Annotated in this window: 10 protein-coding genes; 9 read left to right on the top strand and 1 reads right to left on the bottom strand. The window is 63.2% G+C overall.

Translation table 11 applies throughout. The features are described 5' to 3' along the window. Positions 1–209 precede the first annotated feature (209 nt). From ASG03_RS20210 to exoR, 9 genes are all read left to right on the top strand, one after another. Positions 210–2678 carry a ComEC/Rec2 family competence protein gene (locus ASG03_RS20210; protein ID WP_443216646.1) on the top strand — a complete coding sequence of 823 codons (2469 nt, stop codon included), beginning with the start codon at positions 210–212 and terminating at the stop codon, positions 2676–2678. A 174-nt stretch (positions 2679–2852) separates the two neighbouring features. After that, positions 2853–3815: a tonB-system energizer ExbB gene (gene exbB / locus ASG03_RS20205; protein WP_062468087.1), complete on the top strand. Its 963-nt coding sequence runs from the start codon at positions 2853–2855 to the stop codon at positions 3813–3815. A gap of 2 nt (positions 3816–3817) precedes the next feature. After that, entirely contained in the window at positions 3818–4252 is a 435-nt protein-coding gene (gene exbD, locus ASG03_RS20200; protein ID WP_062695558.1) for a TonB system transport protein ExbD, read from the top strand. A gap of 186 nt (positions 4253–4438) precedes the next feature. Further along, complete coding sequence (locus tag ASG03_RS20195) at positions 4439–5098, top strand: protein-L-isoaspartate O-methyltransferase family protein (RefSeq protein WP_062695705.1); 660 nt, start codon at positions 4439–4441, stop codon at positions 5096–5098. Positions 5099–5428: 330 nt separating this feature from the next. Then, on the top strand, positions 5429–6787 hold the full coding sequence (locus ASG03_RS20190) for a TolC family outer membrane protein (RefSeq protein ID WP_062601287.1): 1359 nt from the start codon (positions 5429–5431) through the stop codon (positions 6785–6787). A 164-nt stretch (positions 6788–6951) separates the two neighbouring features. Continuing rightward, positions 6952–7908, top strand: a complete 957-nt coding sequence (locus ASG03_RS20185; RefSeq protein WP_062695556.1) for a PopZ family protein — start codon at positions 6952–6954, stop codon at positions 7906–7908. A gap of 242 nt (positions 7909–8150) precedes the next feature. Further along, positions 8151–10994, top strand: coding sequence for a valine--tRNA ligase (locus ASG03_RS20180; RefSeq protein WP_062695703.1), 2844 nt, complete (start codon positions 8151–8153; stop codon positions 10992–10994). A 474-nt stretch (positions 10995–11468) separates the two neighbouring features. Further along, positions 11469–12725 carry an OmpP1/FadL family transporter gene (locus tag ASG03_RS20175; RefSeq protein WP_062695554.1) on the top strand — a complete coding sequence of 419 codons (1257 nt, stop codon included), beginning with the start codon at positions 11469–11471 and terminating at the stop codon, positions 12723–12725. Between the two features lie 607 nt (positions 12726–13332). Further along, positions 13333–14130, top strand: coding sequence for an exopolysaccharide production regulator ExoR (gene exoR / locus ASG03_RS20170; RefSeq protein WP_062695701.1), 798 nt, complete (start codon positions 13333–13335; stop codon positions 14128–14130). A 94-nt stretch (positions 14131–14224) separates the two neighbouring features. Here the strand turns inward: exoR and xth are convergent, their stop codons facing one another. After that, positions 14225–15031 carry an exodeoxyribonuclease III gene (xth, locus tag ASG03_RS20165; protein WP_062695552.1) on the bottom strand — a complete coding sequence of 269 codons (807 nt, stop codon included), beginning with the start codon at positions 15029–15031 and terminating at the stop codon, positions 14225–14227. Positions 15032–15084 lie beyond the last annotated feature (53 nt).

Here is a 15084-nt window from a genome sequence, read left to right as displayed (position 1 = left end):
GCGGCGGTGCTTTTGCGATGCAGCATAATCATTTCGCGACGCGATAGTTGCATGGATAGGCGGCAGTTCCAATCGTGCCAGCTCACGAAAGCTGCGGCTTCCAGCGCTCCTCGATCGACATGATGAAGAAATAGGCACGAACGAAAAATTGTAACCCGCGCTGTTTTCTGCGAGACTTTTGCCGGGCGGCAAGAGGGGCATGGCATGTGATGCGTGACGTGCCGGAAACGCCAGTGGATGTTCGCCTTCGCAGCGATGGCCCCGCTGGGCGCGCGCCGGTCCCAGCCGACCGCTCCAACCTTCGCATGCCTTTTCCGGTGCCGCTTCCCGCCAGACGGTCGTTCGCTTTCCGGCCCCGAGGCCGTGTCTGGATTGTGAGGCTCCGGTCGCTGCCCCGAACATGGCCGAACAGCATCCGTCTTGCCTGGGACGAGGAGAGAGCGTTCGGGCATCCGTTTCTTTTCCTGCCGGTGCTGATGGCTTTGGGCGCAATCCTGTGGTTTTCAGCGCGCGATCCCCCGAGCATGGTCACTCTCGCAGTTCTGGCATGTGTTTTTTGCATAGCTAGTGTCGCACTCCATGCACGGCCGGGCGTGCTGAGCCTGGCCGTCATTGCCGCAACATTCCTGCTGCTCGGTGCTGCCTCCGCCGCCTTCGAGACCGCGAGAACGACGACCATCCTGCTCGACTCGCCGGTGACGACGACCCTCACGGGTCGGATCGTCAGCCGGGAGATCTCCGGCAAGAACGCCTACCGCTACGTCGTGGCCCTGCAGAGCACGGAGGGTCCGGTTTTGCGGCGTCCGCCGGCCACGTTGACGCTGACGGTCCGCGGCGGCAGGCCGGCAAGGGTCGGGGAGACGATCAAGGGACGCGCGCGCCTCTCCCCGCCGTCGGGACCTGCACTCGCCGGCCTCAACGATTTCGGCTTCGACAGCTTCTTCAAGGGTATCGGCGCGGTGGGATACGCCTTGGGCAATCCGCAGGTCGTTGCAACCCCCGTCCCGGACAGGGCCGGGCGGGGAGGTTCGATCGAGGCGGCATGGCAGGGGTTGGCGATCTGGCGAGAAGCGATCGGCATTCGCATCCGGGCGACCATCCCGGGCGACGCCGGCGCGATCGGCGCAGCTCTCGTGACCGCCGAGGAGCGTGCGATCGGCGACGACAGCATCACGGCGCTGCGAAACTCCGGCCTTGGCCATGTCCTGGCGATTTCCGGGATGAACATGGTGCTGGCGGCCGGTACCCTTCTGGTCGGCTTGCGCACCGGCCTCAGCCTCGTGCCCGGTCTCGCGCATCGGGTGCCGATCAAGAAGATCGCCGCCGCGGGGGCGCTCGCCATGGTGTGCTTCTACATTCTGATCTCCGGCGGCGCGGTCTCCGCGGTTCGGTCCTGGATCATGATCGTCATCATGCTGATGGCGGTCTTCTTCGACCGGCCGTCGATCAGCCTGCGCAATGTCGCCGTTGCGGCGCTTGTCATTCTGGCTGTCGATCCGTCGTCCGTCTCCGGTCCCGGGTTCCAGATGTCCTTTGCGGCGACGCTGGCCCTTGTCGCCGGCTATGCCCGCTGGCGGCAGCGCAAGGTGAAGGGCGGCCGTCGCGGCGGAAACGAGATCCTTGCCGGGGTTCGCAGCTTTCTCGCGGGACTTTTTCTCAGTTCTCTGATGGGCGGCGTCTCCACGATGGTCTATTCGGCAGCGCACTTCAACCAGTTGCCCGCCTACGGCCTGCTGGGCAACATGCTCGCCATGCCGGTCATCGGCATTGTCGTGATGCCCGCGGGACTGATCGCGATGCTTCTGATGCCGCTGGGGCTCGACACCCTGCCGCTGATCGTCATGGGCTATGGTCTTGAGGTCATGATGGCGGTGGCGCGGTTCGTCTCGTCGCTTGGAGGACAGATCTTCACCGGACGTTTGCCGCCGTCCGCCTTCGCGTTGATCGCCATCGGAGGTCTCGTTCTCTGTCTGCTGCGAACGTGGCTGGCCCTAGCCGGTCTTGGTCTTGTCGCCGCCGGTCTCTGCGTCGCCGGGCTCGCGTCTTCGGAACGTCCCGTCCTCGTCATCGCCGAAGACGGACGATTGGCGGCGATCATCGAGGGCGGGGCAGGTGCAAGCAACCGCAGCCGGCCACCCGCCTTCATCTACGGCCAGTGGACGCGGGCCCTGCGGCTCGACCGGCACGTCGCCCCCATTGTACGAGCGGATCTCGCTTTACCAGAACCGCCAGCGCGGGCATCCGAAACGCGCAAGCGACCGCCTTTTGCAGCCGGCGCAGCTGCAGCCTTGCTTCAACGGCTCGTTGCGGAGGGCACGCAGGACCGCTTTTCCTGCGTGCCCGGTCAATGGTGCGCAACCACGTCGCGTGACGGCTGGGTGATCGTGACCGTGGAAGATCGGCGACTGATCGGCGTCGCCTGCGACCGCGCCGATATCGTCGTGACATCGGCAAGCCCGGCTTTCACGGCGTGCCGGTCCGGCGCGATGCTGGCAAGCGGGCCGTCGCTCCGACGGACGGGGGCGCTTGAAGTCTACGCTGATCCGAAAGCTCCGGACGGGCGGCGGATCGTTCCCGCCATGAATGGGCTCACCCGCCCGTGGCAGCGCCATCGCGCCTATGACTGGCGTCAAGACCGCTATTCCGAAGCGCCGACGGAGAGTGTCGCCCCAACCTAGATTTCTCCTGCCAAAGAATCATGATGAAATTAGTCTACAAATCTTGCCTTACCCGTCTCCGGTGGCATATGAGGGCGTCATGACGTCACCAAGGTGACGAAACCGGCACCGATCGGTGCCCCGGTTCATCCTCCGCTCCGACGGACCGGATGGCCCGCTTGAAACGGACGAATCATGTCGAACCGCATATTTTCCATGCTCAAATTCGCCGTCGCGCTGATAGGGATGCTTGCCCTCCCGCTCACGGCCGCCGCACAGACAGCGACATCGCCGACGCCATCAGTGAGTGCGCCCTCCGTCGCACCCGAAGCGCCGGCGCCAAGCACAATGGTAACGGGCGATGTCGCGCAAGGGCAGCCGGAGCCGGCGGTCGCCGAGGGCGCAGATCCCGCTCTGCCGCACGATTTGTCGCCGGTCGGCATGTTCCTCGCGGCGGACTATGTGGTCAAAGGCGTCATGATGGCCTTGGCGCTTGCGTCAGTGGCGACCTGGGCCATTCTGCTGGTCAAGGTCTTCGAACTGTCTGCGGCCAAGACGCGTCTTCGACAGGCGCTTTTCCAGTTCTCGGAGGCAACTGGCCTGCGGGATGCGTCGGAAGGCCGTCCTGTCCGCACCGGGCCGGCCGTCGACATGCTGACGGCCGCGGGACAGGAGCTTAGCAAGTCTGAGCCGATCCTCGATCTCGTGCCGGGCGAGGGCGTGCGGGAACGGGTCGCCTCCCGTCTCCAGCGCATCGAAGCGGGCGCCGGCAAGAAGATTGCAGCCGGCACGGGTGTGCTGGCGACGGTCGGCTCCATCTCGCCCTTCGTTGGCCTGTTCGGCACGGTATGGGGCATCATGAATTCCTTCATCGGCATCAGCCAGGCACAGACGACCAATCTCGCCATCGTCGCGCCGGGCATCGCGGAAGCCTTGCTGGCGACGGCGATCGGTCTCGTGGCGGCCATTCCGGCTGTCGTCATCTATAATTACTTCGCAAGGTCGATCGCCGGCTATCGGCTGATCCTGGCGGATACCGCCGCGGCCGTCGACCGTCTGGTCAGCCGCGATCTCGATTTCCGCCTGGCGCGCCGCGTCGCGCCGCGGTTTTCCGACGCTAACCGGCAGGGCGACCTGCCCGCTGCACGGGGGAGGTGACCATGGCAACGCGTCTTGGCGACAGCGGCGGCGGTGATCTCGAGGAAAACGCCGAGATCAACGTCACACCCTTTATCGACGTCATGCTGGTGCTCCTGATCATCTTCATGGTCGCAGCGCCGCTGGCCACGGTGGACATGAAAGTGGATCTCCCGCAATCCGCAGCCAAACCGAGCCCCCTGAGCGACGACAAACCGGTGTTCATCACCCTCAAATCGGACCTGACGCTGGCGCTCGGCAACGAAACGACGGACAAAGCGCGCTTTGCTGCCGATCTCGACGGAATGACCGCCGGGAACAAACAGACGCGCATCCTCCTGCGAGCGGACAAAACGGTTGATTATGGTGCCCTGATGGATCTGATGAACCGGATCCAGCAGGCCGGCTACAGCAAGATCGCGCTCGTTGGCCTGGAGGGCGCCGTTCCCGCGCCATGACAGGCCGTGGGCCGCTGATGACACCGGGATGCCGGGCGATTTCTTCATCCCTGCATTCGCCGCTTGAAACGTGCGGTTCGGCGATTTATGAGCTTTGACAGGCAGCCCGCCATCAAGGCGAGCGCAGGTCGTCCGGATCAGGATCCAAAGGGGCGACGTTTAAAGCGGATCGAAGAGGCACGCGCGATGGATTTCGAAGCAGCACGTATCAAGATGGTCGACAACCAGGTTCGCACCACGGATGTCACCTCTCATACGGTCCTTTCCGCGTTCCTCGCCGTACCCCGCGAGGCTTTCGTCCCGGAAAACCGCAAGCAGCTGGCCTATATCGACACCGATATCGCTGTCTCTCAGGCCGATGGCGGACGCTACGTGATGGAGCCGTCACCGCTTGCCAAATTGCTGCAGCTTGGCGAGATCGCCAAGACCGATACCGTGCTCGAGGTCGGCTGCACGACGGGCTACACATCTGCGCTTCTCTCGCTGCTCGGCAAGGACGTGACGGCGCTCGAGAGTGACACGGCGCTCGCTGCTGAAGCGAAAGTCAACCTCTCTGCCCTTGGCTACGCCAATGTCGAGGTCGTCACGGGACCGCTCGAAGCCGGTTATCCGTCGAAAGCACCTTATGACGTCATTTTCGTCAATGGCGCGATCGAGATGGTCCCGGAAGCGTTGTCGTCGCAGTTGCGGGATGGGGGGCGTCTCATCGCCGTGGTGGGTTTCGGCAACGCCTCGCGCGCCAAGGTGTTCATGCGCGAAGGCGGAAGGACATCCGAGCGGAAGGCGTTCAACACGGCCGTGAAGCCCCTGCCGGGCTTTCGCGTCGCCAAAGAATTCGTTTTCTGACCGGTCGTCCCGACAGAAGAGCGTTTTATCAGTTTCTTGGAAAGGCCGGATCGCCGACATGCGATCCGGCTTTTCTGTTTGCAGGCGGAGACCCGTCCCCTTCTCGATGGACGGGACCCCCGGCATGGTCAGCCCGGCGCCATTCTCGACAATTAGACCTGCCTTGGATACTGAGATGCGATAAGGGAATCATCCTGTCGCGTTCTCGGATGGGCGTGCGGGGTCCGATCGGGACGTCCTGCGGATCATCGGCGTGACTGTTGCGCCGGGAACCCTTATACCGATCTGCGGGTGCCGGAGTGCTGGATCCTGTCATACTGGAGGCATCGCATGAAAATGCTGCGCACCACTGTCGTGCTCGCTCTGGCTTTTGGTTCGCCTGCCGCGGCCGAGACGATCGCGGACGCCATGGCAAAGGCGTACGTCAACAATCCTGACCTGAACGCTGCGCGCGCGGGACTGCGCGCCGTCGACGAGTCCGTCACGATCGCCAAATCAGGCTATCGGCCCCAGGTCTCGGCCGTGGCGAGCGCCACCCAGACGCGCTACGACAGCGAATTCCAGCGACGGCCCCAGAACTTTCATCAGGGATCTGCCGGCCTGACGATCACCCAGCAGATCTTCGACGGGTTCCAGACCCTGAACGAGGTCCGGGCGTCCGAGTCGACGGTGCTCTCCAGTCGCGAGAACCTGAAGGCCAACGAGATCTCCATCCTTCTGTCCGCCGCCGAATCCTATGCCAATGTCGTGCGCGACCAGCAGGTCGTCGGCATCCGGCGCCAGAATCTGGCCTTCCTCAAGGAACAGCTAAAGGCGGCCAATGCCCGCCTGACGGTGGGCGAGGGCACGCGGACGGATGTGAGCCAGGCAGAGGCGGAGCTGGCGAGTGCCAAGGCGCTGCTGGCGACCGCCGTTTCGCAGTTGACGCAGAGCGAAGCGGTTTATGTGCAGGTCGTCGGCGATGCTCCCAAAAACATCAAGGCGGCATCACCTGCAAAGGCAGGCATGCCGCGCACGCTGGATCAGGCGGTCGCTGCAGGCTTCCGCGATAACCCGCAGATCATTGCCGCGGAATATGCCGTGGACGCGGCAGGTTACAAGGTCAAACAGGCCGAGGGCACGATGCTGCCGGGTGTGACGATCCAGGGTTCGGTCAGCCGCAACACGGGCGATGCCAGCAGCAATGGCGGCATCGACAACAGCTCCGGATCGATCACCGCCCGTCTGCAGGTGCCCCTGTACCAGGGCGGGGCGGAATACGGTCAGATCCGGCAAGCCAAGGAGCGTGCCGGCCAGCAGCGGATTGCCGTCGACAGTGTCCGTCTCGATGTGCAGAAGACCGTCGTCAGCGCCTATGCCCAGCTGGATGCCGCCCGCGCGTCCATTTCGGCCAACAAAGAGCAGATCCGGGCCGCAAACCAGGCGCTCGCCGGCGTCATCGAGGAGCGGAAGGTCGGCCAGCGCACCACCCTCGATGTTCTCGATGCTCAGCAGTCGGTGCTCGTTGCTCGCGAGAGCCTGGCCGCCTCGCAGCGCAATGCCGTGGTCGCAAGCTATTCGCTCCTCGCCAGCATGGGCGCCCTGACGGTGCGCGGACAGAACCTCAAGGTGGCAGAATACCGGCCGGAAGATCACTACGAAGCCGTCAAGGACAAGTGGTTCGGCCTGAACCCGCCCGAACAGCGGTAAACGTCTTCCTTTGCTCGATGTGTCAGACCGGATGACGGGAGAAACAAATCTGTGCATCATCCCAGGAGGATGATTCGCGGCATTCCGCCAAACGGGCAAGTCGCTTAAGGATCATCAGGCTCTGCGCGAAGCGGCGCGCGCGTTGAATGAAACGAGGATCTGCAATGGCACAATCGAACCTGGCGCGCGAACCGTCCATGGACGAAATTCTCGCTTCGATCCGCAAGATCATCGAAAGCAACGAGGCGACCGGTCCGGGCCTTCCCGCCAATGACCATGGGCCGATGTCCGACAGCTATTATTCCAGCGACCGCGCCTATCTCGACGAGGAGCCGCCCGAGGATATCCAGCTCACGATCGACGATACCGTGTTTCCGGACTTCGACGTGACGGACGGCGCCTCCGTGCAGCAGCCGACATTGGCGCAGAGCTATCCGGATCCGGAAATGTCCCGCGTCGCAGCCTCGGCCCCCCTTTCTCTCGCGGACGTTGCAGCCCGCGTTCGTGCCGCTTCGGAACGCCAGTCGATGCCGCGCGAAAGCGTTGGCGCCGCCCGTGAAAGCGATGCGAGAGCGCCTCAGCCGGCGCCACGCCAGGAACGCGCGCAGCCCGTGCCGCAGGTCGATGTCACGGCCGCACGTCCTGACACGTCAAGCAGCGTCGGCTATCGCGAACCCGCGCCCGTCGAGGCGTCGACCCACGGCAATCGCGCGCATGCGGCAGAGGTAGAGGCGTCGATCCGCGCGATGGCCCGGGACGTTGTCGCGCCGCATCTGTCGGTGGAGGAACCGGTGTCCAGCGACGTGGTCGTTGCCGAATCCCATGTTGTCGCGCAGCCGGATATGGCCGTGGCATCACAGGCCTCCTCGCAGATGTCGCCCGACGTGCGGGCAAAGGACGCTTCCACGATCATCTCCGACGCTGTCAGCGAGCAGGTCTCCCGGTCGTTTGGCGAACTCGCACTGGCGATCGACAGCAGCCCCCGCCGCTCGTTCGATGAGATTGCCGAGGACATGCTGCGGCCGATGCTGCAGGAGTGGCTCGACGACAATCTCCCGACTCTGGTCGAGCGCCTCGTCCGCGAGGAAATCGAGCGCGTCGCGCGCGGTCCACGGCGCTAGTCCGCCGCTCGGAGCGGCGACACGCGAACCTGCCGCCTTTCGCGCGGCTCCGTATGAAGAGCGAACCCGGCGCCCTGTCAGGTTTCCGGCAGGTCGCGTCGGCCGCGCTGGCGCGGTCGGGCGTGGCACTTGCGGGTGGCACTCGCGGGTTGCGTCACCCATATTGACGGGGTGGAATGTTGCGCCTCTGCGCCGTTCCGGTCTACAAGCCTCCCACATCAACCAGCATGTTTGGCTCCGAAATGCTTGACAAAACCTATGATTCCGCTGCGGTTGAACCGCGTATTGCCAAGCTTTGGGACGATGCCGACGCGTTTCGCGCCGGCGCGGGCGCCAAACCCGGCGCCGACCCCTTTTGCGTCGTCATCCCGCCGCCGAATGTGACCGGCTCGCTCCACATGGGGCATGCGCTGAACAATACGCTTCAGGACATCATGATTCGCTTCGAGCGGATGCGCGGCAAGGACGTGCTGTGGCAGCCCGGCATGGACCATGCCGGCATCGCGACGCAAATGGTTGTCGAGCGGCAGTTGATGGAGCGGCAACTTCCAGACCGTCGCGCCATGGGCCGCGAAGCGTTCGTCGATCGCATCTGGGAATGGAAGGGCGAATCGGGCGGCTTGATCTTCAATCAGCTGAAACGCCTTGGCGCCTCCTGCGACTGGTCGCGCGAGCGGTTCACCATGGATGAGGGTCTATCCAAGGCTGTTCTGGAAGTGTTCGTCACGCTTTACAAGCAGGGTCTGATCTACAAGGACAACCGGCTCGTCAATTGGGATCCCAAACTCCTGACCGCCATCTCGGATCTCGAGGTCGAGCAGATCGAGGTAGCCGGCAATCTCTGGCACCTGCGCTACCCGCTGGAGCCCGGCGTTACCTATCAGCATCCCGTCGCCTTCAACGAGGAGGGCGAACCGACCGCGTTCGAGACGCGCGACTACCTGGTCGTCGCGACGACGCGGCCGGAGACCATGCTCGGCGACACCGGCATCGCCGTCAATCCTGAAGACGATCGGTATCGCGCCATCGTCGGCCGGCACGTCGTGCTGCCGCTCGTCGGGCGCCGCATCCCGATCGTCGCCGACGACTATGCCGACCCGACGGCGGGTACCGGCGCCGTCAAGATGACGCCCGCGCATGATTTCAACGACTTCGAGGTCGCCCGCCGTCATGACCTGCGCAAGATCAACATCCTGACAGTCGACGGCCACATCACGCTCAAGGAAAACGAAGACTTCCTGGAGGGGCTGCCGGCGACGGGCGAACTCGATGCCCTGATCGAGATCCTCGAAAACGTCGAGCGTTTTGCCGCTCGCAAGATTATCGTCTCGCTGTTTGAAGAGCGCGGCCTGCTGGACAAGATCGAACCGCACAAGCACATGGTTCCCCATGGCGACCGCGGCGGCGTTCCGATCGAGCCGCGCCTAACCGAGCAATGGTATGTCGATGCCGCGACGCTGGCCAAGCCCGCCATCGCATCCGTTCGCGAAGGGCGCACCAATTTCGTCCCGAAATCGTGGGAGAAGACCTATTACGAGTGGATGGAGAACATCCAGCCGTGGTGCGTTTCCCGCCAGCTCTGGTGGGGACACCAGATCCCCGCCTGGTACGGACCCGATGGACAGGTCTTCGTCGAGAAGTCGGAAGAAGAAGCGCTGCACGCGGCGATCCAGCACTACCTTTCCCATGAAGGCCCCATGAAGGCCTTCGTTCAGGATCGGATCGAGAACTTTGCCGTCGGCGAGATCCTGACGCGGGACGAAGATGTCCTCGATACCTGGTTCTCCTCGGCACTGTGGCCGTTCTCGACGCTGGGCTGGCCGGATCAGACACGGGAGCTGGCCAAGTATTACCAGACGGACGTGCTGGTGACCGGTTTCGACATCATCTTCTTCTGGGTGGCCCGGATGATGATGATGGGCCTGCATTTCATGAAGGACGAGAGCGGCAATTCGGTCGAGCCGTTTCATACCATCTATGTGCATGCGCTCGTTCGCGACAAGAACGGTCAGAAGATGTCGAAGTCGAAAGGCAACGTCATTGATCCGCTCGATCTGATCGACGAATACGGCGCCGATGCGCTGCGCTTTACGCTGGCCATCATGGCGGCGCAGGGACGCGACGTGAAGCTCGATCCGGCGCGCATCGCGGGCTATCGCAATTTCGGAACCAAGCTCTGGAATGCAACGCGCTTTGCCGAGATGAACGGCGTCAAGGCCGATCCATCCTTCCTGCCGGAAGCCTGCGTGCTACCCGTCAACCAGTGGATCCTCACGGAACTCTCGCGCACCGTTCGCGAGGTGACGACGGCCATCGAGACCTATCGCTTCAACGAGGCGGCCGGCGGGCTGTATCGTTTCGTCTGGAACCAGGTGTGCGATTGGTACCTGGAACTTCTCAAGCCGGTGTTTGCCGGGGATGACGAGGCGGCCAAGGCCGAATCGCAGGCCTGTGTCGCCCATGTGCTCGAAGCGGCCTACAGGCTGCTGCACCCGTTCATGCCCTTCATGACGGAGGAGCTCTGGACGCAGACAGCGGGCGAGGGCGCCACCCGGGACGGTCTGCTTTGCCATGCGGCCTGGCCGTCGGCCGGCTTTGCCAACGAGCATGCCGCTGCGGAAATCAACTGGCTGATCGATCTCGTCTCGGGCATCCGCTCGGTTCGCTCCGAGATGAACGTGCCGCCTTCCGCAATCGCGCCGCTGGTCGTGGTCGATGCCGGCATCTCCACGCGCGAACGACTTGAGCGACATGCCGCGGCGATCCGTCGGCTGGCGCGCGTCGATGCGATCGAGATCGCGACGACGGCGCCCAAGGGCAGTGCGCAGATCGTGGTCGGCGAAGCAACGTTCTGCCTGCCGCTCGGCGCCCTGATCGACCTCGTGGCCGAGAGGGCACGTCTCGCCAAGGCGATCGACAAGGTCGAGATCGAGCGCCAGCGTATTCTCGGGAAACTCTTGAACGAGAAGTTCGTCGCGAATGCGCGGCCGGAGGTCGTTGAGGCCGAGCGGGAACGTCTGGCGGAACTCGATGGCCAGAAGACCGCACTCGACGTCGCTCTCGGCCGTATCGCCGACGCAGGCTAGGCCTCGGCCGGTCTGCCGGTCAGTTCCAGACGATGACAGGGGTTGCAGCATGGCTGCAGCCCTTTTTTCATCGGAAGACCATGCCAGGAAAATGCGATCCGATCACGCGGGCGATTCGAACGGTTTGGAACGGGTATCCATCGCTTGACAAAACCCGACGAAACGCGCGGCGACGGCGCGTTGTTGCAATGCGAGACAGGAACATGTTTGAAAAAGGGCAGGTTGTGGCAAGGCGGTGACACATTGGGCCCGAGAGCAAATTCCTGCCCCGATTGTCGCGATCAGCCCATTTCGTAGAAAAAAAATTCCAAATCGTCCGTTTTCTTGCGTGCAGACGAAATTCTTACGTCAATTTTTGCACGCAACCAGATGTGACCATCAATTTCTGGGAATTGCATTCGGTTTGTATTCGCATATCCTCATGTTCAATAAGGCGGCATCCGAGGGCGTGTCGTCGCGAGAGTGGGAGGTTACATGAGTTTCAATTTTACACGGTCGGTCATCGCCACGGCAGTGCTCGCCGCGATGACGGCGACGTCCGCTCAGGCGGGTGGCCTGGAGCGCGGCGGTTACAACATCGATCTCCTGTTTGACCCCTCTGCCTATGCTCTTGAAGCCACGACGACGTACGTCAACCCGCAGCGCGATCTCAAGAACGGTCAGGACACCAATGCTGCCAACGGCCTGGGCGCCAACGGGCTTGGGGGCGGCTCGACATCGGTGCGCGACACGGAAAGCTACTGGGTTCCCCGCGTCGGCGTGAAAGCCGCGCTGGGCGATAGCGGCATCGACTGCATGGCCGACTACTCGCAGCCTTTCGGCGCCGACATCAATCCCGGCCGCAACTGGATCGGCGCCAACGACAACACCAAGACGAAGATCAAAACCGACAACTATGCCGTCACCTGCTCCTACAAATGGGCCATGGGTCCGGGCAAGGTCCGCGTCATCGCCGGCGGCTTCTATCAGGAAGTGGAAGGCTACAAGGAGCGTCTGGTCGCGCCGAACTTCTACGGCACGGGCAACGGCATCGGGCGCCTCGACCTCGAAGACAACGGCTGGGGTGGACGCGTCGGCCTGGCGTACGAAATCCCAGAATACGCTTTCCTGACGAGCCTGGTCTATAACAGCGAGGTCAAGTACGATGATATCGAGGGGACGATCGACCTTAGCCAGGTCACGGTTCCCGGACCGGGTGGACCGGCAAGCCCGATAACCTTCGGCAAGTATGCAGTGACCGGCGAGGCCTCCGTCCCGCAATCGCTGGAATACAAGATCCAGACCGGCATCGCGCCCGACTGGCTGGCCTTCGGCTCGGTCAAGTGGACCGATTGGAGCGTTCTGCAGTCGGTCAAGTTCTGCCCGGCGACCCTGAGCCCCCTCACGCCCTGCACCAGTCTTGATCTCCTGTACCGCGACGGCCTGACGGTGACCGCAGGCGTGGGACACAAGTTCAACGATCAGTGGAGCGGCGCCGTCAGCCTGACCTGGGATCGCGGCACCAGCACGGTGATCAATACGCAGAGCGACACCTGGACGCTGGGAACCGGCGTTGCCTACAAGCCGGTCGACAACGTCGAATTCCGTCTGGCCGGTGCCGTCGGCATCCTGACCAGCGGGTCGTCCCGCTCGACCACGATCGACGGCGTCCCTTTCGGCAACAATGTGCGCTACGATTACGGCAACGATGTCGTGACCGCCGTTTCGACGTCGCTCAAGGTCCGCTTCTGATCTCTGGTGCCATCGCCTCCAAGAACGCCCGGCTTCACAGTCGGGCGTTTTGCGTTTGGTGAGATGCCGGGCACCTTCGCTGGTTCGGTCGGTCAACGGCCGGCGGCCGAGCCGCGAGCAAGCCGAGGGCGCAAAACACGATCCGACCCGGCAATTTGTGACGATTCCGCAACACGCCAAGTGAATGGTCTGACGGCGGCGGCAGGCCCCTGTTTCAGTCTATTTCCCGCCACAAACGGAGAGCATCGATCTCCTTGAGGCCGGACGCCGCGACCCGACGCTCACGTCTGCGACATGGGGAACGTTTTTTCAGCGGTGGAAACGAAGTAGTGATGTTTCATAGTGTTACATGACGAACTTCGAGATGTCCGACGGTTGGAACCGGCGCGGGAACCGGGGATCCGGCAGGGAACAAAGAAGGGCCGCAGTGTCGCCGAAAATCGACGCTAGCCTGGCTCCGGGAAGCAAGATGACAGCGGCCTTAACGGCTGCGACGGGGGATGGCGGGCGAGGGGTCGCCGCGACATCCCGACAGGGCATGCAGCGAGTGGGGAAGCGCCGGATCGAACACAAGGCGAGCCGGGTTGAACGGAAGATTTTGACGAATATGCTACGCGAATGCAGGTCGTTGACGTTGGTGGTATTGAGTTTGGCGGCAGCGCTTGGAGCGTCTTGCGGTGCGGTTCGCGCCTTTGACCCCAATGCTGGCGTGACCAAGGAGTCCGGTCCTTTCGCCCTGTTCAAGTTCGGTTTCTCCGCCTACAAGAACGGTCGCAAGGACGAGGCCGTCGAGGCCTATCGCTACGCCGCCGAAAAGGGGCATACGGCCTCCCGCTGGGCGCTGGCCAACATGTATGCCGATGGTGACGGCGTCACGGAAAATGACCTCGAAGCCTTCAAGATCTACAGCGAGATCGCCGAAAACGGCGTCGAGCCGGGTTCGCAGGATACCGGATATTTTGCCAACGCGCTGATCTCGCTTGCCGGCTATTACCGCCGTGGAATTCCGGACACGCCCGTTGCCGCCGATCTTGCCCAGGCACGCCAGCTCTATTTTCAGGCCGCCTCGACCTTCGGCGTCGCGGAAGCGCAGTTCCAGCTGGCAAAGATGCTGCTCTCGGGCGACGGCGGCAGTGTGAACGTCCAGCAGGCCAAGAAGTGGTTGAACCGCGCCCGCAAGAAAGGGCATGCCGGGGCCATGGGCGTCTTCGGAAATGTCATCTTCCAGGAAGGTCAGACGGTGCGTGGCCTCGCCTACATGACGGCGGCTCTCGATCAGTGTTCGCCCAAGGATCGCCAGTGGCTGCAGCCGATGCAGGAGCAGGCCTTCTCGCTGGCCACCGAATCCGACCGCCGGGTTGCGATCAACATGTCCCACACCATTCGGACCAGCGAAGCGGACTAGCGGCCGCTCCCACGCGAGCCGTGTGGCTTGCGTCTTCTCTCCCTACTGTTGCGCCGAGACGGCTTCCTGTGCGGGCTGGTGGCCGAATGGTGCCCTACGCGGCGACGACCTTGATCGGCTTGACGTCGAAATGCGCGATTACCGGCACGTGGTCCGAAGGCTTCTCCCAGGCGCGCACGTGCTTCTCGATGTTGGTCGATATCAGGAGATCGGTTGCTTCGGGCGACAGCATCAGGTGATCGATACGAATGCCGTGATTCTTCGGCCAGGCGCCGGCCTGATAGTCCCAGAACGAGTAGTGTGACGCCGCGTCGGTCGTTGCCCGCACCGCATCGGTGAGGCCCAGCTGCTCCAGACGCCGAAAGGCAGCCCGCGTCCGCGGCAGAAAGAGCGCGTCGTTCTGCCACACGCCCGGATCCCAGCAGTCGTGCGGTTCGGGGATCACATTGAAGTCGCCGGCCAGAATCAGCGGTTCTTCCAGCATCAGCCGCGCTGCGGCGAAGGCCTGGAGCCGCTCCATCCAGGCCAGCTTGTAGGTGTATTTCTCGGTCTCCGGCGGATTGCCGTTCGGGAGATAGAGCGAGCAGACCCGGATCACGCCCCCGGTCACCGAGAAGACGCCCTCGATGAAGCGGGACTGCAGATCCTCGTCATCGCCCGCAAGCCCGTTCGTGACCTCGTCCGGCTTGATGCGGGACAACAGGGCGACCCCGTTGAAGCCCTTCTGGCCGTGGGTGAAGACGTGGTAGCCAAGCGCCTCGATCTCTGCCCTGGGAAACCCTTCGTCCACGGTCTTGATCTCCTGCAGGCAGGCAATGTCGGGTCGGGATTCCTGCAACCAGGCGAGAAGCGCATCGATCCGGGCCCTGACGCCGTTGATGTTCCAGGTCGCGATCTTCATGGTCTCTCTCTCCTGCGTAGGTGCAACGCTGTCTTAATGCGCGCCGGGCGCGT

This window comes from Rhizobium sp. Leaf341 (assembly GCF_001424325.1).
Taxonomy (GTDB): domain Bacteria; phylum Pseudomonadota; class Alphaproteobacteria; order Rhizobiales; family Rhizobiaceae; genus Ferranicluibacter.
Note: the sequence above shows the minus strand (reverse complement) of the source record. Positions and strands in the feature narration are given on the sequence as shown.

Excerpts from the sequence above, each read along its gene's own strand:
- exbD (WP_062695558.1), top strand. The coding sequence starts at position 3,818 with ATGGCAACGCGTCTTGGCGACAGCGGCGGCGGTGATCTCGAGGAAAAC.
- ASG03_RS20185 (WP_062695556.1), top strand. The coding sequence starts at position 6,952 with ATGGCACAATCGAACCTGGCGCGCGAACCGTCCATGGACGAAATTCTC.
- ASG03_RS20180 (WP_062695703.1), top strand. The coding sequence starts at position 8,151 with ATGCTTGACAAAACCTATGATTCCGCTGCGGTTGAACCGCGTATTGCC.
- ASG03_RS20210 (WP_443216646.1), top strand. The coding sequence starts at position 210 with ATGCGTGACGTGCCGGAAACGCCAGTGGATGTTCGCCTTCGCAGCGAT.
- exbB (WP_062468087.1), top strand. The coding sequence starts at position 2,853 with ATGTCGAACCGCATATTTTCCATGCTCAAATTCGCCGTCGCGCTGATA.
- exoR (WP_062695701.1), top strand. The coding sequence starts at position 13,333 with ATGCTACGCGAATGCAGGTCGTTGACGTTGGTGGTATTGAGTTTGGCG.
- ASG03_RS20195 (WP_062695705.1), top strand. The coding sequence starts at position 4,439 with ATGGATTTCGAAGCAGCACGTATCAAGATGGTCGACAACCAGGTTCGC.
- xth (WP_062695552.1), bottom strand. The coding sequence starts at position 15,031 with ATGAAGATCGCGACCTGGAACATCAACGGCGTCAGGGCCCGGATCGAT.
- ASG03_RS20190 (WP_062601287.1), top strand. The coding sequence starts at position 5,429 with ATGAAAATGCTGCGCACCACTGTCGTGCTCGCTCTGGCTTTTGGTTCG.
- ASG03_RS20175 (WP_062695554.1), top strand. The coding sequence starts at position 11,469 with ATGAGTTTCAATTTTACACGGTCGGTCATCGCCACGGCAGTGCTCGCC.